Genomic DNA, 21,642 nt, shown 5'->3' with positions numbered 1-21,642 from the left:
CAGACCATGGAAAAGACATATAACCCGCAAGATATCGAACAGCCGCTTTACGAGCATTGGGAACAGCAAGGCTACTTTAAACCGAATGGCGACCAGAGCCAGGAAAGCTTCTGCATCATGATCCCACCGCCGAACGTCACCGGTAGTTTGCATATGGGTCACGCCTTTCAGCAAACCATCATGGACACCATGATCCGTTACCAGCGTATGCAGGGCAAAAATACCCTGTGGCAAGCAGGTACCGATCACGCGGGTATCGCAACCCAGATGGTGGTTGAGCGTAAAATTGCTGCCGAAGAAGGTAAAACACGCCATGACTATGGTCGTGATGCCTTTATCGAAAAAATTTGGCAATGGAAGGCAGAGTCTGGCGGGACGATCACTCGTCAAATGCGTCGCCTCGGTAACTCCGTGGACTGGGAACGTGAGCGTTTCACGATGGATGAAGGCTTGTCCAATGCCGTGAAAGAGGTCTTTGTTCGTTTGTATAAAGAAGATCTGATCTACCGCGGCAAACGTCTGGTCAACTGGGATCCTAAGCTACGCACCGCAATTTCCGATCTGGAAGTAGAAAACCGTGAGTCTAAAGGATCCATGTGGCATTTGCGCTACCCTTTAGCAGACGGTGCCCGAACGCTCGATGGCAAAGATTATTTAGTTGTTGCCACTACACGTCCAGAAACCGTGCTGGGTGATACCGGCGTGGCTGTGAATCCTGAAGATCCACGTTACAAAGACTTGATCGGTAAGTTTGTGGTTCTGCCGCTCGTTAATCGCCGGATCCCTATCGTTGGTGATGAACATGCGGACATGGAAAAGGGCACCGGTTGTGTGAAAATCACCCCTGCCCATGATTTTAATGACTATGAAGTTGGCCGCCGCCACCAATTACCAATGATCAATATTCTGACACTTGACGGTGATATCCGTGAGGCGGCTGAAATTTTTGATACTAAAGGTGAAGCCTGCGAGGCTTATAGCGCTGATATTCCTGCGGCTTTCCAGAAACTTGAGCGTTTTGCTGCCCGCAAGGCAGTGGTTGCTGCTTTTGACGAACTGGGGCTGCTGGATGAGATTAAAGCCCACGACTTAACTGTCCCTTATGGGGATCGTGGTGGTGTGGTTATTGAGCCGATGCTGACTGACCAGTGGTATGTGCGCACCGCTCCCCTGGCAAAGGTCGCTGTTGAAGCAGTTGAACAAGGTGATATCCAGTTCGTACCAAAACAGTACGAAAATATGTATTTCTCCTGGATGCGGGATATTCAGGACTGGTGTATTTCACGCCAGTTGTGGTGGGGACACCGTATTCCAGCGTGGTATGATGACCAGGGTAACGTCTATGTTGGCCGGAATGAGGCCGAAGTTCGCGCAGAAAATAATCTGCCAGCAGATATTGCACTGAATCAGGATGAAGACGTCCTGGACACGTGGTTCTCTTCCGGTTTGTGGACCTTCTCCACACTGGGCTGGCCAGAAAATACTGAAGCGCTGCGTACTTTCCACCCCACCAGCGTGATGGTGAGCGGTTTCGATATTATTTTCTTCTGGATTGCTCGCATGATCATGCTGACCATGCACTTCATCAAAGATGAAGATGGCAAACCACAAGTACCGTTTAAAACCGTCTACATGACTGGCCTTATCCGGGATGATGAAGGGCAGAAAATGTCCAAATCAAAGGGTAACGTCATTGATCCACTGGATATGGTTGATGGTATCTCGCTGGAAGATTTGCTGGAAAAACGTACCGGCAATATGATGCAGCCACAAATGGCAGAGAAGATCCGTAAACGTACCGAGAAACAGTTCCCGAATGGTATTGAGCCTCACGGGACTGATGCCCTGCGCTTTACGCTGGCAGCACTTGCCTCTACCGGCCGTGATATCAACTGGGATATGAAACGCCTGGAAGGTTATCGCAACTTCTGTAATAAGTTATGGAACGCCAGCCGTTTCGTGCTGATGAATACCGAAGGGCAGGATTGTGGCTTTAACGGCGGCGAACGAGTGCTGTCGCTGGCGGATAACTGGATCCTGGCTGAATTCAATCGTACCGTAAAAGCTTACCGTGAAGCGCTGGATAACTACCGCTTTGATATTGCGGCTAACATTCTTTATGAATTCACCTGGAACCAGTTCTGTGACTGGTATCTGGAGTTGACCAAACCAGTGATGAATGGCGGTTCTGAGGCGGAATTACGCGGCACCCGTAATACACTGGTGAATGTGCTGGAAGGTTTACTGCGCCTGGCACACCCGATCATTCCATTCATCACTGAAACTATCTGGCAGCGCGTAAAAACCCTGAAAGGCATCACTGCCGATACCATTATGTTGCAGCCATTCCCGGCATTTGATGCCAGCCTGGATGATACCGCTGCTCTGGCCGATACCGAATGGTTAAAACAGGCTATTACTGCTGTGCGTAATATCCGTGCGGAGATGAATATCTCCCCAGGTAAACCGCTGGATGTTCTGTTACGTGGTGTCAGTGCTGAGGCTGAACGTCGTGTGAATGAAAACCGTAGCTTCCTGCTTAATCTGGCACGTCTGGAAAGTATCAGTATTCTGCCTGCCAGCGATAAGGGCCCGGTTTCTGTGACCAAGATTATCGACGGCGCTGAACTACTGATCCCAATGGCCGGGTTGATTGACAAGCAGGCGGAACTGGCACGTCTGGCAAAAGAAGTCGCGAAAGTAGAGGCAGAAATTGGTCGTATTGAAAGTAAGCTCTCTAACGAAGGTTTTGTCGCGCGGGCACCAGAAGCCGTGATTGCCAAGGAACGTGAAAAGCTGGATGGCTATGCTGATACTAAGGCGAAGCTTATTGAGCAACAGACGGTGATTGCTGCGTTATAGTGAGTCTGAGGAGCCCCAGAAAGAGATAGCCATTTTCTTTCCGGGCCTGCCATAAAAGGCCGGGTAGCTACCCGGCCTTTTTATTGTTAGACCCGACTATCGCCGCCAGGTAAGATAATGCCTTGTCCTGATGCTGGGTAGTTTTAAAACAGCTATTTCTTCTATACTTTTTAAAGAGTGATGTATGAATCTTGCTACGCTGGCTGAACCACAATGCCTGTTTCGCCGGATAACCCCCCATGATAATTCGGCTATCGCACGGGTTATTCGCCAGGTTTCAGCTGAATATGGTTTAACTGCTGATAAGGGCTATACCGTTGCAGACCCGGATCTTGACGAGCTGTATCAGGTCTATAGCAAGCCCGGCCATGCTTTCTGGGTGGTGGAAATGGACGGCGTCGTTGTAGGCGGTGGCGGGATTGCCCCACTGTTATGTAGCCAGCCTGATATTTGTGAGCTGCAGAAAATGTACTTTTCTTCCGTGGTTCGTGGCAAAGGATTAGCGAAGCAGCTCGCACTGCAGGCCATCGAATACGCCAGGGATCAGGGGTTTAAACAGTGTTACCTTGAAACAACCGCATTTCTGAAGGAAGCCATCGGGCTCTACGAGCACTTAGGCTTTGTGCATATTGATGAACCGCTGGGCTGCACCGGTCATGTAGACTGCGAAGTGAGAATGCTCAAACCACTCTGATACACGGCACACGATGACAACAAGCGCCAGGCTCACTTCTGGCGCTTGTTCACTGCATCTCTTCGCTTATGCCGCTTGTGCTCTTAATTTTTTGAGACGGCGAATTTTTCGTTCTTCCAGGATGGCAACAATAGCCATCAAAACGATACAGCCGATAGCCGCGGCATCAAGAGCGGCAAAGGTACCCGCCCAGCCCGTCAATCCAAAAACGGGCGTCCCGTCAGCAATCATACCCAGACCCAGCTTGGCAAAACTGTCACCAATCAAATAAGCAAAAGTCCCTTTGATACCGTCTGCAGCACTGATAGCCTTCTTAGGTACAAAACCGACAGCCGCCACACCGATCAGCAATTGCGGGCCAAAAATCAGAAAACCGAGAATAAACAGAGAACCAAGGTAAACATACTGATTACTGGCATGCTGATAAATCCCCAGAGTGGCGATAATCAGGCTCAGGGCAATACAGGCCACCAGGGCACGACGCCCGTTTGCCAGATCAGACAACCAGCCCCACAGTAAGGTTCCTACCAGTGCGCCTACCTCAAACAGGGTGAACCCCTGGATAGCGACATCCTTGGACAGCTTGAGCTCCTGGTAAGCGTACACCGTTGACCACTGGTCAATACCGATACGCACCACATACAGGAAAATATTAGCAAAGCAGAGTAACCAGATAACTTTGTTTTTCAGCACATACTCAACAAAAATCTGCCATTTCGTCATGGCTGAGTCTTCTGTCTCCTGATCTTCTTCACTCAACGGCTCATCAAACAGCTCCTCTGCTTTCCCCAGGCCATAAGCTTCTGGAGAGTCGTTGCCGTAACGCAGAGCAATAAAGCCGACGATCAGAGCAATAATGGATGGGAAGATAAACATGCCAATAACATGCCCATCGAACAGATAATTAGCACCAAATAGCGCGACACCTGCGGCTCCGGCTCCCCCCAGATTATGGGAAATATTCCACATTCCAAGATAGCTGCCACGCTTACGGCGTGGTGTCCATTTGGTAATAGTTGAATAGCTACAGGACCCCCCGGTGCTCTGGAAGAACCCGCTGAGTGAATAGAATGCAATCATCAAAAACAGGCTGACAGAGCCACTCCCCATACTGGCGCTAAAGCCCAGCATACAAATAGCAGAGAGGATCAACATAAACGGCAGGAATTGTTTGGTATTTTTACCGTCAGCATAGTAGGAAACCAGCGTCTTGCCGACACCGTAGGTAATAGAAAACCCGAGCCCTATCATCCCTAATTGTGTCATGCTCAACCCATAGGTTGAGATCATGTCGTTTTGTGCAATATTAAAATTCTTACGAATCAAATACATTGTCAGGTAGCCAATAAAAACTACCAGATATGACTGCATAAAAGGCTTAAACCACATCTTGCGCCGCTCTTCGAGGGGCAGATCCAGCGTGGGTTTACGTACCTGATTTAAAAAAGCCAGCATGAATAATTCCTGATTAAAACATCGACATAATATCGTTATTGTAAAAATCAGGGGGCCATATAACCTGGGATAGCATCCAGGTTAGATCGAGAAAATATCCTAGTTTCCGAATGGTATATATAAAAAGGTGAAGCGAGTCACACTTAAGTCAAAGGACGTGGGGCCTGGGCATTTAAAAATGGCAGTAAAAAGAGCGCAGAGGTTCCAGCAGCGATGGATATCACCACAAAAAAACCGTTCCAGTGCCAGACGTCAATAACCCATGCCAGCGGCCAGCCAGACAGAGAAGCGCCAAGATAAGCAAACAGACCAACAAACCCAGTAGCAGCACCTGCTGCATCTTTATGGGAGCACTCAGCCGCCGCCATGCCAATCAGCATTTGTGGGCCAAAAACAAAAAAACCAACAGTAAAAAAACAGGCTGCCTGCATCACGTAAGTGTGAAAAGGCATCAGCCACAAAGATCCCACAGAGAGTAAGATCCCGGCAGCAAAGATTAAATTCATCGGCCCCCGGTTGCCATTAAACAGTTTATCTGAGCCCCAACCCGCGACCAGCGCACCAATGAATCCACCCAACTCAAACATGGTCACAGCAGAGTTCGCTGTCACTAAATCCACATTCAGTGTTTCAGACATATACAAATTACCCCAGTCATTGATGGCGGCACGCACCACATAGACCAGCACATAACACAGGGATAACAACCAAATGTAAGGATTGCCGAGCACATATTTATAAAGGATCGCTTTTTGTGACAGACCGATACCTTCATGCTGCTGCGCAATATCAAGGGCATCATTTCGCCACTCCCCCACGGCGGGTAAACCAAGGCTTTGTGGTTTGTCCCGCAGACGCCAGCAGATAAATAGCCCACCAATAATCGCCATTATCCCGGCAATGATCATGCCACTGCGCCAGCCATAATGCAGGGCTACCGCCCCCATCATCATGGGAATTAATGCCCCACCAATATTGTGGGCCGTATTCCATAACGCCCACCAGCTCCCTCGTTCCGTGCGGGAGTACCATGCGGTCAGCAAACGGGCACAGACTGGCGAGCCCCAAGCCTGAAAAAAGGCATTCAGCATCCATAAAAAAGCGAAGACCCACAACGATGTTGAAAAACCAAACAGGATATTGATCACCCCAGTGGCAATCAGCCCCAGTCCCATAAAATAACGGGCATTGGAGCCGTCACTGACAATACCCGAGAGGAACTTTGACAAGCCATACGTGATATAAAAAAGGGTCGCCAGTAGTCCCATATCCGTTCGGGTCATCACGCCAGTAGCGAGGATCTCTGGTGCCGCCGCATTAAAGCCTTTACGGGTAAAATAGAACAGAGCATAGCCGAGCCAGATAGTCAGGAGTATATGTTTACGCCAGTAACGATAACGGCGATCGATTTCCTGTTTGTCACCCAATGGCTGAATATTTTTTGGTACTTTTAAAAATCCCAACATGAAGATGTCTCTTACCAGCCTAACGGGAGAGTAACGCTGACACGGGTGCCATGAGTACAAGAAATCATCAGTGTTCCACCTAATGCCGACACTCGTTCACGCATTCCCGTCAGACCAAAGCCAGGCTGCCCAGCATCATTGGGCAAACCACTCCCATCATCGTTAATCACCAGCATCAATTGCTTGTCTTGCTGCCAGCCATGTAATGTGACCACCCGTGCGTTGGCGTGTTTCACAATGTTATTCAGCCCCTCCTGGCAAATACGAAATAGAGTGACGCGCTGGCTTTCGCTGAGTACTGATTCTTCTATCTGCCAGTCGATATGGCTGATAATACCCTGCCCGGCAAGTTCCATCTCTCTGACTAATCCGCTTATGGCCTGGGACAAGGGTAAATCATCGAGCTGCCGTGGGCGTAACCGCCCTAACAGACGACGCACTGAATCGTAAATCCCCAGGGAGAGTTGCTCAATATGGGTCGCGCTCTGTTTAATAGCCGTACTGTCCGCCGCCAGTCGTTGAACAATATTGGCCTGAGTACGAATCGCGGTAATCGTCTGCCCGATGTCGTCATGCAGTTCCCGCGCCACATCTTGCCGAACGCTCTCTTCAGTTTCCAGTAAACGTTCCATCAGACGATGGTTACGCTGAAGCTCGGTGTGTAATGAAAGATTGAGTTCACGCAAACGTTGAATTCCTGCGCCCAATAACAGGCCCGTCAGGCTCTGGGCCAGTAATGACAATAATAAATCTACCGGATAAGCGTGCCACGTCTGGCTGGCTATCAGGGCAATAGCATTCATTAACGTCGCAATGAGTGCACCTTGCCAGCCATAATGCCAGGCGAGGGCGATAATCGGTAATGCCAGGCAAAATGGTGTAAAGCGTGATAACTCGGCAGGCAGCCCTAATTGCAGCCACAGGCTGATGGCGAACAGTACCAAATACCAGATAAGGTGGCGGGCACGCCAGTTGACCGGCTGAGTAACCAGAGATGGTCCCAAGGGGTGCCAGACTGTACTGGTGAGATAGCGCCAGATAACCAGACAGATGGGTGCCAGCGTTAAACTCCCCGTTAGCGCTAACAATAAGGCATGCAATGCCGTGGCCCCTTGTTCTATCCAGGGAACTGACTGTAGCAAGGCAGCGACAACCAGGGCAGCCCCCTGACGCAGTAACGTTTGCCAGTCTTGCTGATCCGAATAGCGGGAAATGAGCACCACTGGCAGCATGCTGAGTAAACTGCCGATCAATAAAAAAGGTAAATGGAGCAATGAAACTTGCCAGGCTAGCCAGCCCAGCAGTAACCACTCAGTAGCCAATAATACCAGCCAGTAACTGCGCGGGCACTGCAGCATTAACCCCATGCGCAGGCCGAAGGGAAATAACAGAACGGCCAGTTCCGGGCTGTCGACTAAATGAAGACTAATACTCCACAGACAAAACCAGGCGGCGGAGAAAATGAAAAAACTGGCAACGATCCCGGCCAGTCGGGGAAAAAAGCCTCGCATTACCAGCCAGCAAACATATAACGAGCCAGCTCGACATCATTATTAACATCGAGCTTTTCCATCAAATTTGCCCGATGGACGTGCACCGTCTTGGGTGACAGTCCCAGTTCTGCGGCGATCTCTTTGACTGCCATGCCATGAGCCAGCTTTTCAGCCACCTGCCGCTCACGCCGGGTCAGTGGGTCCTGTCTCCCTACCGTGAGTTTTCTCGCTATATCCGGAGTCAGGTAACAGCCACCAGTAGCAACGGTATGAACCGCGGCGACTAATTCGTCCGGACTACAGCGTTTGGATAAAAAACCACGAGCCCCGGCTTTTAAGGCTTGTTCGATCAGTGCCGGGCTATCATGAACTGACAACATAATCGTACCCATACCCTGGGGAAGCTGGCCCAGTAAATCCAGCCCCGACATGTCGGGCATTGAGATGTCACAAATACACACCTGGACACCCCGCCCCGGCAACCCTGCCAGCGCGTCACGCCCGGAACCAAATTCGGCCACGACCTGGAAATCCGGTTCCAGCGCCAGCAACTGAGCAAAACCTGAACGTACGATAAGGTGATCGTCAATCAGAGCAAGGGTAATCATGGTCTCTTCCAGGGCATAAAAATCGTCGTTAACTTAACGACTCCGGTAACAAGGTTCAAGCAGTAAACGCCATTAGCCGCTCAGATGAATGACTGACCATGATCAGATTTTTACCCCACTGCTGGGATGCCGCTATGAAAACGGAAAGTATCATCATGACGCTGGATGAGTCCGGCCTCGACCTCACCAAAAAAGCACACCCTGTCCTGAATATTTCCCCCGGCAACTTGCTGTGCCAGATTGAGATAATCCTGGTAATGCCGTGCTTCTGATCGGAGTAATGAGAAGTAAAAATGACTGAGTTCAGTATCAAGCAAGGGGGCAAGTACCGCGAAGCGCTCACAAGATCGGGCTTCGATATATGCCCCACAGATCAGTTTATCCACCAGCATGAGGGGTTCATGGGTACGGGTTTCACTTAATAGCCCCTTCGCGTAACGGCTGGCTGTCATTTTCACATACGGAATCCCCCTGGCTACCATGATTTCACGTACTTGCCAGAAGTGATGCAGCTCTTCTTTTATTAGCAATACCATGCTGTCAATCAGGTTCTGTTGCCACTCACCTTGTGTTTTCGGCATCAGCTTTTTGCTCAGGCCTTTATGCAATGCCAGGAAGTCGGGCTCCGGCCCGCCACTGAATGCAAAATGTTCGTAAGGACGTAACCAGGCAAGTAGCGTGTGGGCGCCTTCTTTATCCGCCACGTATTTGCGTATCAGAAACATCGCCGTCTGGGCTGCTTTGAGTTCGCATATTAGGTGGTCGGTAAGTAACAACGGTAGATTTTCAGGTTTGCGAGCTTGTGCAATCCATGCCTCAGGCGTTGGACAGTGCAAAAAATCACGAATGGGTGAGAGGAGTAACTGTAGGTTCATGCCTTATCCTGGAGTACAGCAGCCAACGCTGCTGCCCCACTATCGATGCTTAGTGACGCACACCGTCGTCATCTTCATCATCTTCGTCTTCATCGTCCTGGTCTTCGTCACCCTCTTCGCCTTCAAAGTAGGTGCCCCAGCCGTCATATTCTACATTAAACTTTTCAGCCAGAGTCATTAACTGCAGTACCTGAGCATCAATCAACTCGGCATTTAATGCGCTCTCACTTAGCACATCACAGCAAATGACCATGTCACCTTCTTCAACTTCCAGCTCTTCAGGATCTGTCACTTCATAGCCCAGTTTAAAGGCTTCTACTGCCGCCTTTTCAAGCGTTTCAAAATCATCAGCGGAAAGATGATGTTCAATGGTGTAAAGTGCATCTGGATCACTACCATCTTCCAGAAGTTCTTCAATAATTAAACGGGTCTCTTCTCGCTGCTCTTCTAGCTGTTCTGAATTTGCCATGATCCTGTCCTCACATGTATCGGCACATGGTGCTTATTCTCACATACGTCGCGGTCTGCCTCCACCTTTCCCGGCAAAGATTTCTCCCCCGGGCTTGCAATTGAATATTCATACATATAAATTGAATTTTAATTCAATTTACGGCGTGTGCCATGTGAGGTCAAAATGAGTCACTTTTATCAGAAACACTTTCTCAGACTGCTCGATTTTACCCCCGCCCAGCTTGACGAATTACTGCTCCTGTCTGCTAAGTTAAAAAAAGACAAAAAAGAAGGAGTTGAAAATCAAAATCTTACAGGGAAAAACATTGCGCTCATCTTCGAAAAAGATTCGACCAGAACTCGCTGCTCTTTCGAAGTTGCCGCTTATGACCAGGGGGCCCGTGTCACCTGGCTTGGCCCCAGTGGCAGCCAAATTGGACATAAAGAATCAATAAAAGATACCGCCAGAGTATTAGGGCGGATATATGATGGTATTCAGTATCGGGGATATGGTCAGGAGATCGTTGAAACGCTGGCTGAATATGCTGGGGTTCCCGTCTGGAATGGTCTGACCAACGAGTTTCACCCCACCCAGCTACTGGCTGACCTGCTGACCATGCAGGAATATTTACCCGGCAAAACGTTTCAACAGATGACCCTGGCTTATGTGGGGGATGCGCGCAATAACATGGGGAATTCCATGCTGGAAGCAGCCGCATTGACCGGTCTTGATCTTCGCCTGGTCGCCCCTAAAGATTGCTGGCCAAATACCGAACTGGTCAATCAGTGTCGTGAGCTTGCCACCCAGCGTGGGGGGAAAATAACCCTGACTGAAGACATTGCGGCAGGCGTAAACGGCGCTGATTTTATCTACACCGATGTTTGGGTGTCCATGGGCGAGCCGAAAGAAAAATGGGCTGAACGTATCGCCCTGCTACGTCCTTATCAAGTCAACCAGCAGATGCTGGCACTGACCGGCAATCCTCAGGTGAAGTTCCTGCACTGTCTGCCGGCTTTCCATGATGAAAAAACGACCCTCGGCAAACAAATGGCGGAGGACTTCGACCTACATGAGGGTATGGAAGTGACTGATGATGTCTTTGAGTCTGCGCACAGCGTGGTATTCTCTCAGGCAGAGAACCGCATGCATACCATTAAAGCGGTGATGGTGGCGACGTTAGCCCCGGGATTTTAATTCCGCCCGTCCTCTCCTCAGGGAGAGGACGGGCCCCACTCTGACGGCATCAGCTCTGCAGCACTTTAACCACTATTTTGCGCACAATCGCGGGCTCGCCTACCGCCACCATAGGCTTATGCACTTCCCCCGGATAGAAGATAACAAAATCCCCCTCATTTAAGATAACGCTCTTCTCTTGCTCACCCGCAGGTAAAAAAGCGAGGTCTTTGTCAGCATGCCACTCAATATTGGACTGGTCAGCAGGCAGGCAGCTAAAAACCATACCTTCCTGGCCACGCAACACAATTTGAATATCAAGATAGCGGGTGTGATATTCCGCTTTGCGGTCTGCCAGGGGTTGGGTGAGATCCTCCGTAAGCAAGACAAAGAGGTTATTACCATCGATATCATGCTTACCGACAGGTGTTTCTGGGGTAATGTATGTTTTAACGTGTTCAATCACCTGACGCAGTTCTACCGGCAACCAATCTTGCAGTGCATGAATATTACCAATGATCATCCTGTCCTCTCTATTTAACACGCTGCCTTAAGTTTATTAATTCTAGCGCGGTTATTTATGAAGGTACCAGCGACGCCGATCATAAGAAGGTAAAAAATCACAACATGGTGAGAATCCGCCCCCAGCCAGCAGGTCGTAGGGTGAAAACCGGGTTCTGGTCTCTATTCAGAGGCAAACGTCACATTTTGCAGGATAAGCAAAAGTGGCGGTATTTCAGTTATTGCAACCGATTGCTACAGATTCAAAAAGTCTTAATAAACCTATTGCAGTGAAAAAACACCCGAGTATAATGCGCCACAATTTGCCAGGAGGAAGTATGGGTCATTGTGTACAAAAAACAGTTACACCCTGTCGTCGAGTTGACGATGTTGCCCCGTCATTATTCTTCCATGGCTTCTATTCTGATTGCTAAAGCCCCTCAATGAGGGGCTTTTTTTTGTTCATCGCCCGAGGACAGGAGATTAATATGACAAATCCACTCTATAAGAAACACATCATTTCCATTAATGATCTCAGCCGCGATGAACTGGAACTGGCCCTGACGACCGCGGCAAAGCTGAAGGCTAACCCTCAGCCAGAACTGCTTAAGCACAAGGTGATCGCCAGCTGTTTTTTTGAAGCGTCAACCCGAACCCGACTCTCTTTTGAAACGGCAATACATCGGCTGGGAGCCTCCGTCGTCGGTTTTTCTGACAGCAGTAATACTTCTCTGGGCAAAAAGGGAGAAACGCTGGCGGACACCATCTCGGTTATCGGCACCTATGTGGATGCGATTGTGATGCGCCATCCGCAGGAAGGGGCTGCCAGGCTGGCAACAGAGTTTGCCGGGAATATTCCGGTGGTTAATGCCGGGGATGGTGCCAATCAGCACCCCACACAAACCTTGCTGGATTTGTTTACTATTCAGGAAACCCAGGGTCGCCTTGAAAACCTGAATATCGCCATGGTCGGCGATTTGAAGTACGGCCGTACTGTACATTCTTTAGCACAAGCACTGGCTAAGTTTGAAGGGAATCGGTTCTATTTCATTGCCCCATCAGCCCTGGCGATGCCGCAATATATTCTCGATATGCTGGATGAAAAAGGGATTTCCTGGAGCTGTCACGCCTCCATTAATGAGGTGGTCGACTCACTGGATATTCTCTATATGACCCGGGTACAAAGAGAGCGGCTTGATCCTTCTGAATATGCCAATGTTAAGGCGCAGTTTGTCCTGCGAGCCGCAGACCTCGATGGGGCTCGTGCCAATATGAAAGTGCTGCATCCCCTGCCGCGTATTGACGAGATAGCCACCGATGTGGACAAAACCCCTCATGCCTGGTACTTCCAGCAGGCGGGTAACGGTATTTTTGCTCGCCAGGCTCTCCTGGCCCTGGTGTTGAATAGCGAACTGGTTTGAGTGAGAGGACAGAAAAATGACGCATGATAATAAATTACAAGTTGAAGCTATCAAGCGCGGGACCGTTATCGATCATATCCCGGCGCAGGTGGGTTTTAAGCTACTGACTCTGTTTCAGCTCACCAAGACTGACCAACGCATTACTATTGGCCTGAATTTGCCATCCCGTGAACAAGGGCGCAAGGATCTGATCAAAATAGAAAATACCTTTCTGACGGATGATCAGGTCAATCAGCTGGCACTCTATGCCCCCCAGGCTACCGTAAACCGTATTGATGAGTATGAAGTGGTCGGTAAAAGCCGTCCGAGCTTGCCCCTGTATATTGAGAATGTACTACGCTGCCCGAACAGTAACTGCATTAGCCATAATGAACCGGTAGCATCCTACTTTTCCGTCAAAAAGCGGGCTGAAGAAATTAGCCTTAAGTGCAAGTATTGCGAGAAAGAGTTTGCGCACCATGTTGTGCTGGCGGATTGATCTGGCACTAATGACAATGAAGCATCCTCCTCTATAATAATGGGGAATTTTCAGGTAAACAGACTGAAATCCGTTTACTGTTTCATGCGGCAGACTATCTCGTGTCTGCCCGACCTGCCAACTGAGGAAGAAAAATGTCTCACATTATTAGCACAGAAAATGCCCCAGCCGCGATTGGTCCTTATGTTCAGGGTGTTGATCTTGGCAGCATGATAATCACTTCCGGCCAGATCCCGGTTGATCCAAGCACTGGTACAGTACCTGATGATGTTGCAGCCCAGGCACGTCAGTCACTGGAAAACGTTAAAGCGATCGTTGAAGCGGCGGGTCTGAAAGTCGGCAACATTGTAAAAACCACCGTGTTTGTGAAAGACCTCAATGATTTCGCGACCGTGAACGCAACCTATGAAGCCTTCTTCAATGAGCACCATGCGCCATTCCCGGCACGTTCTTGCGTTGAAGTTGCGCGTCTGCCGAAAGATGTGAAGATCGAAATCGAAGCGATCGCCGTTCGTCGCTAGTCATACCCTTCATACCCCCAACCCCCAGTGTCTGTATCGCCCTGGGGGTTAATCGGGCATCCGTGATCATCTGATCATTTCCCACATGTGAACAGGCTTCCGCAATGCACGGAAAGTGAAACGACGCCTGAGTTAATTGATCCGTTGCGATTTACTGGCATGAGTGAAAATCATACAGGCGATGCCATCATATTCATAAATCAGCCCTGACTCGTTCAAGGTCGCTTGCTGATCGCACAACCTTGCCCATCAGTTATCTCCATATGTGTACAAGGAAACTGACTTATTTAGGCTACAGTTAAATTCACGGTAATCAGTGAACGAGAAGAGATACAATACAAGACGAGCCAGACACTTTCCTGCCCAGGAAAAAACACACTTCCACCAGAAAAAGTAGATAAACATCACTCAGGAACCACCAGAATATGTTGAGAAGAAACCTATGCAGAACCGCCTTACAATAAAAGATATTGCTCGTCTGAGCGGTGTTGGCAAGTCGACAGTTTCTCGCGTCCTCAACAACGAAAGTGGCGTGAGTGCCAGCACGCGTGAGCGTATTGAAGCTGTGATGCAACAACATAATTTTGCACCTTCTCGTTCCGCGCGCGCCATGCGGAACCAGAGTGATAAAGTGGTGGCCATCATTGTGACTCGTCTGGACTCACTCTCTGAGAACTTAGCTGTACAAACGATGCTGCCCCACTTCTATGCTGAAGGTTATGACCCCATTATGATGGAAAGCCAGTTCTCCGCAGAGAAAGTGGCTGAACATTTGGGTATTTTGCAGCGCCGCCATGTCGATGGCGTCATTCTGTTTGGCTTTAGTGGTATCACAGAAAAAATGCTGCAACCCTGGCGGTCATCACTGGTATTAATGACACGGGATGCCCCAGGATTTGCCTCCGTCTGTTATGACGACGAAGGCGCGATTCGCTTGCTGATGTCAGCGCTCTATGCACGGGGGCATCGCCATATCAGCTTTCTTGGGGTTCCTCATTCAGATATCACAACCGGTTTACGTCGCCACCAGGCTTACCTTGATTTTTGTCAGCAACAGCAACTTGCTCCCCATTGGGTGCTCTCGGGCCTGGCGATGAAGCAAGGTTATGAACACGCCGCCCAAGTCCTGACGCCTGAAACAACCGCCCTGGTCTGTGCTACAGATACTCTTGCTCTTGGTGTTAGCAAGTACTTACATCAAAACCAGAGAAATGATATTCAGCTTGCCAGTGTTGGTAATACTCCCCTGATGTCATTCCTTCACCCGGAGATTATTGCCGTTGACCCCGGTTATGCCGAAGCGGGACGCCGGGCGGCCTTACAACTCATTGGTCAAGTTTCCCGGCAAAAAGAATTGCACCAGATAGTGATCCCTGGCCGGCTACAGTAAGCGATAAAGATCACTTTATTGTGATCTTGACCGAAGAACGGGAACGTTCCCATTCATAAAAACGCAATCACCCGCTAAGCTGAATAAATAAATAGTTATATAAGCCAGGTAACCTTATATGAGCAAAGTCAGACAGCAGGATATCGATAAATTAATCGAGTTGGTGGGAGGACGTGAGAATATCGCGTCAGTGACACACTGCATCACTCGACTGCGTTTTGTTCTCAACCACCCTGAAAGTGCCCGACCAAAAGAAATTGAAGAATTATCGATGGTAAAAGGCTGTTTCACCAACGCCGGTCAGTTTCAGGTCGTCATTGGTACCAACGTCGACAGCTATTATAAAGCACTACTGGCCACAACAGGCCACAATGCTGAAGATAAAGAACAAGCCAAAGTGGCTGCCCGCCAGAACATGAAATGGCACGAGCAGTTAATATCACACTTTGCTGAAATCTTCTTCCCGCTACTCCCGGCACTGATTAGTGGTGGTTTAATCCTTGGCTTTCGTAACGTCATCGGTGACTTGCCGATACGGGACGGACAGACGCTGATACAGATGTACCCGTCAATGGAAGGGATGTACAACTTTCTGTGGCTGATTGGTGAGGCGATCTTCTTTTACTTGCCAGTGGGCATCTGCTGGTCAACCGTACGCAAACTGGGCGGAACCCCCATTCTCGGGATCGTTCTGGGCATTACCCTGGTATCCCCGCAATTAATGAATGCTTATGAGCTGGGCAGCAAGATCCCGGAGGCCTGGAACTTTGGCCTGTTCAGTATTGAGAAAGTCGGCTATCAGGCACAGGTTATTCCTGCATTACTCGCCGGTATTGCTCTGGCCTATATTGAACGATTCATGAAACGGATTGTACCGGATTACCTCTATCTGGTTATCGTTCCCGTTGTTTCTCTGATCATTGCCGTATTCCTGGCCCATGCCTTGATTGGCCCATTCGGCCGCATGATTGGTGACGGCGTCGCCTTTGTTGTCCGCAACCTGATGACCGGAAGTTTTGCGCCTGTCGGCGCAGCCCTGTTTGGTTTCCTGTATGCCCCACTGGTCATTACCGGCGTCCATCAGACGACGCTCGCGGTAGACTTACAGATGGTGCAAAACATGGGAGGAACCCCGGTCTGGCCATTAATCGCCTTGTCTAACATCGCCCAGGCTTCTGCTGTTGTCGGCATCATCATCTGCAGTCGTAAAAAGAATGAACGTGAAATTTCCGTCCCAGCTGCCATTTCAGCCTATCTCGGCGTTACAGAGCCAGCCATGTACGGGATCAACCTGAAATATCGCTTTCCCATGCTATGTGCGATGGTCGGTTCTGGTATCGCGGGATTACTGTGCGGGCTAAATGGTGTGCTAGCAAATGGGATTGGCGTTGGTGGCCTGCCAGGGATCCTGTCTATCCAGCCACGTTTTTGGGGAGTCTACGCGGTGGCAATTGTGATAGCCATCCTGATCCCCATCATCCTGACCAGCTTTGTTTATAAACGCAAAGCCCGTTCAGGAACCCTGGATATTGCTTAATTAATTTTCCTTCCACAAGCAGGAATACGTAATGAACAACCTTTCTCCATGGTGGCAACAAGGCGTTATTTATCAGGTCTATCCTAAAAGTTTTCAGGATACTACGGGGCGCGGAACCGGCGACCTCCAGGGGGTAATTAAACGTCTTGATTACCTCCAGAAACTGGGTATTGATGCTATCTGGCTAACACCATTCTACCCCTCACCACAGATTGACAATGGTTATGACGTGGCTGACTACTGTGCGGTCGATCCCGCTTACGGTACTCTCGATGATTTTGATCAGCTGGTCGCCCAGGCGCACAAAAGAGGCATCCGCCTGATTCTGGATATGGTGTTTAATCATACGTCCACCGAACACCGTTGGTTTAAATCCGCACAGGATAAAAATAGCCCATATCGTCAGTTCTATATTTGGCGTGACGGGACACCCGACACGCCACCGAATAACTGGCGCTCCAAGTTTGGCGGTAATGCCTGGCGCTGGCATGCAGAAAGCGGCCAGTATTATCTGCATCTTTTTGCGCCTGAACAGGCTGATCTGAACTGGGAAAATGAGCAGGTACGTGGTGCGCTGAAAGAAGTATGTGAGTTCTGGGCCGACAGAGGTGTCGACGGACTGCGCCTTGACGTGATCAACCTTGTCTCCAAAGATACGGCTTTCCCCAGTGATACAGAGGGACGAGATGGTCGCCGTTTTTATACCGATGGCCCACGAATCCATGAATTTTTGCAGGAATTTAGTCGGGATGTCTTTACGCCGCTGGGCTTAATGACGGTGGGTGAAATGTCCTCGACTTCTCTGGAGAACTGTCAGCAATATGCGGCCCTGGATGGCCGTGAATTGTCGATGACCTTTAACTTTCATCATCTTAAAGTGGACTATCCTGACGGTGAAAAATGGGCACTGGCAAAACCGGACTACATCGCTCTGAAAGCATTATTCAGTTACTGGCAGCAGGGAATGCACAATCAGGCCTGGAATGCGTTATTCTGGTGTAATCATGATCAGCCCCGTATTGTTTCCCGTTTTGGGGATGAGGGTGAGCTACGGGTAACTTCCGCAAAAATGCTGGCAATGGTACTTCATGGCATGCAAGGCACGCCTTATATCTACCAGGGTGAAGAACTGGGCATGACTAACCCCCATTTTTGTAGCATCGAAGAATATCGGGACGTTGAGAGCCTGAATATCTTTGCTGAACGCTGTACTGACGGAGATTCTGCTGAAGATATACTGGCCATACTCGCCAGTAAATCACGTGATAATAGCCGCACGCCCATGCAGTGGGATACCAGCCCTCAGGCCGGTTTCACCAGCGGTACCCCCTGGATTGGTGTTAGCCACAACTATCCCGACATCAATGCGGCGGCGGCCCTGAATGATCCTGACTCGGTATTTTATGCCTACCAAAAATTGATTACCCTGCGTAAAGCACAGCCTATTTTTACTCAGGGTGATTACCATGACTATCTACCCGAACACCCTGCCCTATGGTGTTATCGTCGACAATGGGATGATCAGACACTGGTGGTGGCTGCTAACCTTAGCGCGCAAGAACAGCAATGGGAAAGCACCAGCGGTGGTGAATGGGAATGCTTAATGAGCAACTATCCGGATGCTCCCTTTCTGTCAGGTAACATCACACTGCGCCCATTTGAAGCGGTCTACTGGCTGCAGAAATCATCGTCATAATCTCTTCCCCCTTTGGTCAACTGCCCAAAGGGGACCTCTGACCTGGTAAAATTCGCCTTCTATTCTTCAGGTGCTTATCTATTACTCAAGCAAAAAATATCATTTGTTCTGAGAGCCCATCCTCCCTGCCCTCGCAAATTTACTTTGTCCTGCATCAATAAAATGGTAAACATGTTTAATGAAAACACTACATATAGAAACTAACATACATAAAAAATCTATATGTAGTGGCAAATCGAAAACCACAACGCCAGTGACTTACTCACTGATTTCGGTTTGTTACGCATAAAAATGACGTACCCCATAGCGCCTGCAGAGGCCTGATACGCCTATCACTACTATCACTAAACAGGGAGCAATCATGACACTGCATGTAATGAAAAGAGACGGATGTAAGGTGCCTTTCATTCCAGAACGCATCAAAGATGCCATCTTACGTGCCGCACTTGCTGCAGGAGTCGATGACCCTGATTACTGTACCGATGTTGCCGAAACCATTCGTGTGCAAATGGCTAATCGCCAACAGGTGGATATTAATGAAATCCAGACTGCAGTAGAAAACCTTTTGATGTCAGGTCGTTATAAACAACTGGCCCGTGCTTATATTGAGTATCGTCATGACAGGGATATCGCACGTGAGAAACGTGGGCGTCTGAATCAAGAAATTCGTGGCCTGGTGGAACAAACTAATGCCAGTTTGTTAAATGAAAATGCCAATAAAGACAGTAAGGTTATTCCGACTCAACGTGACCTGCTGGCGGGTATTGTCGCACGCCACTATGCGCGTCAGTACTTACTACCACGGGATGTGGTGCAAGCGCATGAGCGCGGTGATATTCACTATCATGATCTCGACTATGCCCCCTTCTTCCCAATGTTTAACTGCATGCTGATAGACCTTAACGGCATGCTGACCCATGGCTTTAAAATGGGCAATGCGGAAATTGAACCACCAAAATCCATCTCTACGGCGACAGCGGTAACAGCCCAAATTATCGCCCAAGTCGCCAGCCATATTTATGGTGGGACCACCATCAATCGCATTGATGAAGTGCTGGCCCCCTTTGTTAATGAAAGCTTTAAAAAACATCGCCAAGTCGCCACTGAATGGCAGATTCCTGATGCTGATGCCTATGCTCGCACACGCACTGAAAAAGAGTGCTTTGATGCATTTCAGTCACTGGAATATGAAGTCAATACCTTGCATACCGCAAATGGCCAAACCCCCTTTGTCACCTTTGGTTTCGGGCTGGGGACCAGCTGGGAATCACGTCTGATTCAGCAATCTATTTTGCAAAATCGTATTGCCGGTCTTGGCAAGAACCATAAAACGGCTGTATTTCCAAAACTGGTATTTGCGATCAAAGACGGGGTGAATCACAAAGCTGGAGATATAAATTACGATATCAAACAGCTGGCTCTGGAATGTGCTTCTAAACGCATGTACCCGGACATCCTCAACTACGAGCAGGTCGTCAGTGTGACGGGGTCATTCAAAACCCCTATGGGTTGTCGCAGTTTCCTGGGGGTTTATGAGCAGGACGGGAAACAGGTACATGAAGGCCGTAATAATATAGGTGTCATCAGTCTTAATCTGCCACGCATCGCCCTGGAAGCACAGGGTGACGAGGCGCGTTTTTGGGCTATCCTGGACAAACGATTGATTCTCGCCCGTAAAGCATTAATGACGCGAATCGCTCGCCTGGAAGGCGTCAAAGCACGCGTGGCTCCTATCCTGTATATGGAAGGGGCCTGTGGAGTACGTTTAAAAGCGGATGACGAAGTCGCAGAAATCTTTAAAAATGGCAGGGCATCCATTTCGTTAGGGTATATCGGCCTGCATGAAACCATTAATGCCCTTTTTGCCAACCAGCATGTGTATGACAGCCCTGTACTACGGGAAAAAGCTGTCGAGATTATCACTCACTTACGCAACACAACCGAGAAATGGAAGCAAGAAACGGGCTATGGTTTCAGCCTCTACAGTACGCCAAGTGAAAACCTGTGTGACCGTTTTTGCCGTCTGGATACCGCCGAATTCGGCATTATTCCGGGGGTCACCGATAAGGGTTACTACACCAATAGCTTCCACCTCGACGTAGAAAAAAAAGTAAATCCTTACGATAAAATTGATTTTGAGGCACCTTACCCTGCACTGGCAAATGGCGGTTTTATTTGCTACGGAGAATACCCGAATCTGCAGCACAATTTAAAAGCGCTGGAAGATGTCTGGGATTACAGTTACCACCAAGTCCCCTACTACGGTACGAATACACCGATTGATGAATGCTACGACTGTGGATTCACCGGGGAGTTTACCTGCACCAGCAAGGGTTTCACTTGCCCGAAATGTGGTAATCATGATGCGGCCAGGGTTTCGGTTACCCGCCGGGTTTGCGGCTACCTGGGCAGCCCTGATGCCCGTCCGTTTAATGCAGGCAAGCAGGAAGAGGTCAAGCGCAGAGTAAAACACCTTAATAACGGACAACTGGGCTAAATAAAGGATGAACATCCACCAGTATTATCCCGTTGACGTGGTTAACGGTCCCGGAACACGCTGCACATTGTTCGTTTCAGGCTGTGTGCATGCCTGCCCAGGTTGTTATAACAAGAGTACCTGGCGCATTAATTCCGGTCATCACTTCACCCAGGAAATGGAAGACCAGGTGATTGCGGATTTAAACGATCCAAGGATTTGTCGTCAGGGGCTGACGCTGTCCGGGGGGGATCCACTGCATCCACAGAACGTGTCTGCCGTCCTGAAACTGGTAGAACGGGTCAGGGCTGAATGCCCAGGAAAAGATATCTGGCTCTGGACGGGTTACTTGCTGGCTGAACTCACCCCTGAGCAACAGAAAGTGACAGCACTGATTAATGTGCTGGTTGATGGCAAATACATACAAGCACTACGCGATCCAGCGCTAATCTGGCGCGGTAGCAGCAATCAGGTTATCCATTATTTGCGCTAGTTTACTCGTCTGTTATCCGGGCCCGGTGTCACCGCATTTTTTTATCTGAATA

18 protein-coding genes are annotated in these 21,642 nt (G+C 49.2%); 11 read left to right on the top strand and 7 right to left on the bottom strand.

Features of this window, described 5'->3' with window-relative positions:
• Positions 1 to 6: 6 nt before the first annotated feature.
• A complete protein-coding gene (locus JK154_RS14930) occupies positions 7 to 2,862 on the top strand; it encodes a valine--tRNA ligase (RefSeq protein WP_211993353.1) in 2,856 nt (951 codons plus the stop codon).
• Positions 2,863 to 3,046: 184 nt separating this feature from the next.
• Positions 3,047 to 3,556 carry a GNAT family N-acetyltransferase gene (locus JK154_RS14925; protein ID WP_211993352.1) on the top strand — a complete coding sequence of 170 codons (510 nt, stop codon included), beginning with the start codon at positions 3,047 to 3,049 and terminating at the stop codon, positions 3,554 to 3,556.
• Positions 3,557 to 3,622: 66 nt separating this feature from the next.
• On the opposite strand, the gene uhpT is transcribed toward JK154_RS14925, so the two are convergent.
• The 6 genes from uhpT to rraB form a co-directional block, all read right to left on the bottom strand.
• Positions 3,623 to 5,011, bottom strand: coding sequence for a hexose-6-phosphate:phosphate antiporter (gene uhpT / locus JK154_RS14920; RefSeq protein ID WP_211993351.1), 1,389 nt, complete (start codon positions 5,009 to 5,011; stop codon positions 3,623 to 3,625).
• A gap of 143 nt (positions 5,012 to 5,154) precedes the next feature.
• Positions 5,155 to 6,477, bottom strand: coding sequence for an MFS transporter (locus tag JK154_RS14915; RefSeq protein WP_211993350.1), 1,323 nt, complete (start codon positions 6,475 to 6,477; stop codon positions 5,155 to 5,157).
• An 11-nt stretch (positions 6,478 to 6,488) separates the two neighbouring features.
• Positions 6,489 to 7,988: a signal transduction histidine-protein kinase/phosphatase UhpB gene (uhpB, locus tag JK154_RS14910; protein WP_211993349.1), complete on the bottom strand. Its 1,500-nt coding sequence runs from the start codon at positions 7,986 to 7,988 to the stop codon at positions 6,489 to 6,491.
• Positions 7,988 to 8,578 (bottom strand): transcriptional regulator UhpA, encoded by a 591-nt coding sequence (gene uhpA, locus JK154_RS14905; RefSeq protein ID WP_211993348.1) that lies wholly within the window; start codon positions 8,576 to 8,578, stop codon positions 7,988 to 7,990. Before uhpA ends, uhpB begins: the two co-directional genes overlap by 1 nt.
• A gap of 110 nt (positions 8,579 to 8,688) precedes the next feature.
• On the bottom strand, positions 8,689 to 9,453 hold the full coding sequence (miaE, locus tag JK154_RS14900) for a tRNA isopentenyl-2-thiomethyl-A-37 hydroxylase MiaE (RefSeq protein WP_211993347.1): 765 nt from the start codon (positions 9,451 to 9,453) through the stop codon (positions 8,689 to 8,691).
• 49 nt (positions 9,454 to 9,502) lie between these two features.
• Positions 9,503 to 9,922 carry a ribonuclease E inhibitor RraB gene (rraB, locus tag JK154_RS14895; protein ID WP_211993346.1) on the bottom strand — a complete coding sequence of 140 codons (420 nt, stop codon included), beginning with the start codon at positions 9,920 to 9,922 and terminating at the stop codon, positions 9,503 to 9,505.
• A 165-nt stretch (positions 9,923 to 10,087) separates the two neighbouring features.
• On the opposite strand from rraB, the gene argF reads away from it, so the two are divergent.
• Positions 10,088 to 11,098: an ornithine carbamoyltransferase gene (gene argF / locus JK154_RS14890; RefSeq protein WP_211993345.1), complete on the top strand. Its 1,011-nt coding sequence runs from the start codon at positions 10,088 to 10,090 to the stop codon at positions 11,096 to 11,098.
• A 49-nt stretch (positions 11,099 to 11,147) separates the two neighbouring features.
• Here the strand turns inward: argF and JK154_RS14885 are convergent, their stop codons facing one another.
• Positions 11,148 to 11,600, bottom strand: coding sequence for a YhcH/YjgK/YiaL family protein (locus JK154_RS14885; protein ID WP_211993391.1), 453 nt, complete (start codon positions 11,598 to 11,600; stop codon positions 11,148 to 11,150).
• Between the two features lie 466 nt (positions 11,601 to 12,066).
• Between JK154_RS14885 and pyrB the strand changes: the two genes are divergently transcribed.
• From pyrB to nrdG, 8 genes are all read left to right on the top strand, one after another.
• On the top strand, positions 12,067 to 12,999 hold the full coding sequence (gene pyrB / locus JK154_RS14880) for an aspartate carbamoyltransferase (RefSeq protein WP_211993344.1): 933 nt from the start codon (positions 12,067 to 12,069) through the stop codon (positions 12,997 to 12,999).
• Positions 13,000 to 13,015: 16 nt separating this feature from the next.
• Entirely contained in the window at positions 13,016 to 13,477 is a 462-nt protein-coding gene (pyrI, locus tag JK154_RS14875; protein WP_211993343.1) for an aspartate carbamoyltransferase regulatory subunit, read from the top strand.
• A 134-nt stretch (positions 13,478 to 13,611) separates the two neighbouring features.
• Positions 13,612 to 13,998 carry a 2-iminobutanoate/2-iminopropanoate deaminase gene (gene ridA / locus JK154_RS14870; RefSeq protein ID WP_211993342.1) on the top strand — a complete coding sequence of 129 codons (387 nt, stop codon included), beginning with the start codon at positions 13,612 to 13,614 and terminating at the stop codon, positions 13,996 to 13,998.
• A gap of 442 nt (positions 13,999 to 14,440) precedes the next feature.
• Entirely contained in the window at positions 14,441 to 15,388 is a 948-nt protein-coding gene (gene treR, locus JK154_RS14865) for a trehalose operon repressor TreR (protein ID WP_211993341.1), read from the top strand.
• A 118-nt stretch (positions 15,389 to 15,506) separates the two neighbouring features.
• Entirely contained in the window at positions 15,507 to 16,925 is a 1,419-nt protein-coding gene (gene treB, locus JK154_RS14860) for a PTS trehalose transporter subunit IIBC (protein WP_211993340.1), read from the top strand.
• 31 nt (positions 16,926 to 16,956) lie between these two features.
• Positions 16,957 to 18,621: an alpha,alpha-phosphotrehalase gene (gene treC / locus JK154_RS14855; RefSeq protein ID WP_211993339.1), complete on the top strand. Its 1,665-nt coding sequence runs from the start codon at positions 16,957 to 16,959 to the stop codon at positions 18,619 to 18,621.
• Between the two features lie 361 nt (positions 18,622 to 18,982).
• Entirely contained in the window at positions 18,983 to 21,118 is a 2,136-nt protein-coding gene (gene nrdD, locus JK154_RS14850; protein WP_211993338.1) for an anaerobic ribonucleoside-triphosphate reductase, read from the top strand.
• 7 nt (positions 21,119 to 21,125) lie between these two features.
• Entirely contained in the window at positions 21,126 to 21,590 is a 465-nt protein-coding gene (gene nrdG, locus JK154_RS14845) for an anaerobic ribonucleoside-triphosphate reductase-activating protein (RefSeq protein WP_211993337.1), read from the top strand.
• Positions 21,591 to 21,642 lie beyond the last annotated feature (52 nt).

Origin of the sequence: Citrobacter sp. JGM124 (assembly GCF_018257795.1) — a bacterium.
Taxonomy (GTDB): domain Bacteria; phylum Pseudomonadota; class Gammaproteobacteria; order Enterobacterales; family Enterobacteriaceae; genus JGM124.
This window is presented reverse-complemented; position numbering and strand designations above follow the sequence as displayed.

Coding starts and splice junctions, on each gene's coding strand:
- JK154_RS14915 (WP_211993350.1), bottom strand. CDS start 6,477: ATGTTGGGATTTTTAAAAGTACCAAAAAATATTCAGCCATTGGGTGAC.
- JK154_RS14930 (WP_211993353.1), top strand. CDS start 7: ATGGAAAAGACATATAACCCGCAAGATATCGAACAGCCGCTTTACGAG.
- uhpT (WP_211993351.1), bottom strand. CDS start 5,011: ATGCTGGCTTTTTTAAATCAGGTACGTAAACCCACGCTGGATCTGCCC.
- argF (WP_211993345.1), top strand. CDS start 10,088: ATGAGTCACTTTTATCAGAAACACTTTCTCAGACTGCTCGATTTTACC.
- treR (WP_211993341.1), top strand. CDS start 14,441: ATGCAGAACCGCCTTACAATAAAAGATATTGCTCGTCTGAGCGGTGTT.
- rraB (WP_211993346.1), bottom strand. CDS start 9,922: ATGGCAAATTCAGAACAGCTAGAAGAGCAGCGAGAAGAGACCCGTTTA.
- nrdG (WP_211993337.1), top strand. CDS start 21,126: ATGAACATCCACCAGTATTATCCCGTTGACGTGGTTAACGGTCCCGGA.
- nrdD (WP_211993338.1), top strand. CDS start 18,983: ATGACACTGCATGTAATGAAAAGAGACGGATGTAAGGTGCCTTTCATT.
- pyrI (WP_211993343.1), top strand. CDS start 13,016: ATGACGCATGATAATAAATTACAAGTTGAAGCTATCAAGCGCGGGACC.
- JK154_RS14925 (WP_211993352.1), top strand. CDS start 3,047: ATGAATCTTGCTACGCTGGCTGAACCACAATGCCTGTTTCGCCGGATA.
- uhpA (WP_211993348.1), bottom strand. CDS start 8,578: ATGATTACCCTTGCTCTGATTGACGATCACCTTATCGTACGTTCAGGT.
- treB (WP_211993340.1), top strand. CDS start 15,507: ATGAGCAAAGTCAGACAGCAGGATATCGATAAATTAATCGAGTTGGTG.
- miaE (WP_211993347.1), bottom strand. CDS start 9,453: ATGAACCTACAGTTACTCCTCTCACCCATTCGTGATTTTTTGCACTGT.
- treC (WP_211993339.1), top strand. CDS start 16,957: ATGAACAACCTTTCTCCATGGTGGCAACAAGGCGTTATTTATCAGGTC.
- ridA (WP_211993342.1), top strand. CDS start 13,612: ATGTCTCACATTATTAGCACAGAAAATGCCCCAGCCGCGATTGGTCCT.
- JK154_RS14885 (WP_211993391.1), bottom strand. CDS start 11,600: ATGATCATTGGTAATATTCATGCACTGCAAGATTGGTTGCCGGTAGAA.
- pyrB (WP_211993344.1), top strand. CDS start 12,067: ATGACAAATCCACTCTATAAGAAACACATCATTTCCATTAATGATCTC.
- uhpB (WP_211993349.1), bottom strand. CDS start 7,988: ATGCGAGGCTTTTTTCCCCGACTGGCCGGGATCGTTGCCAGTTTTTTC.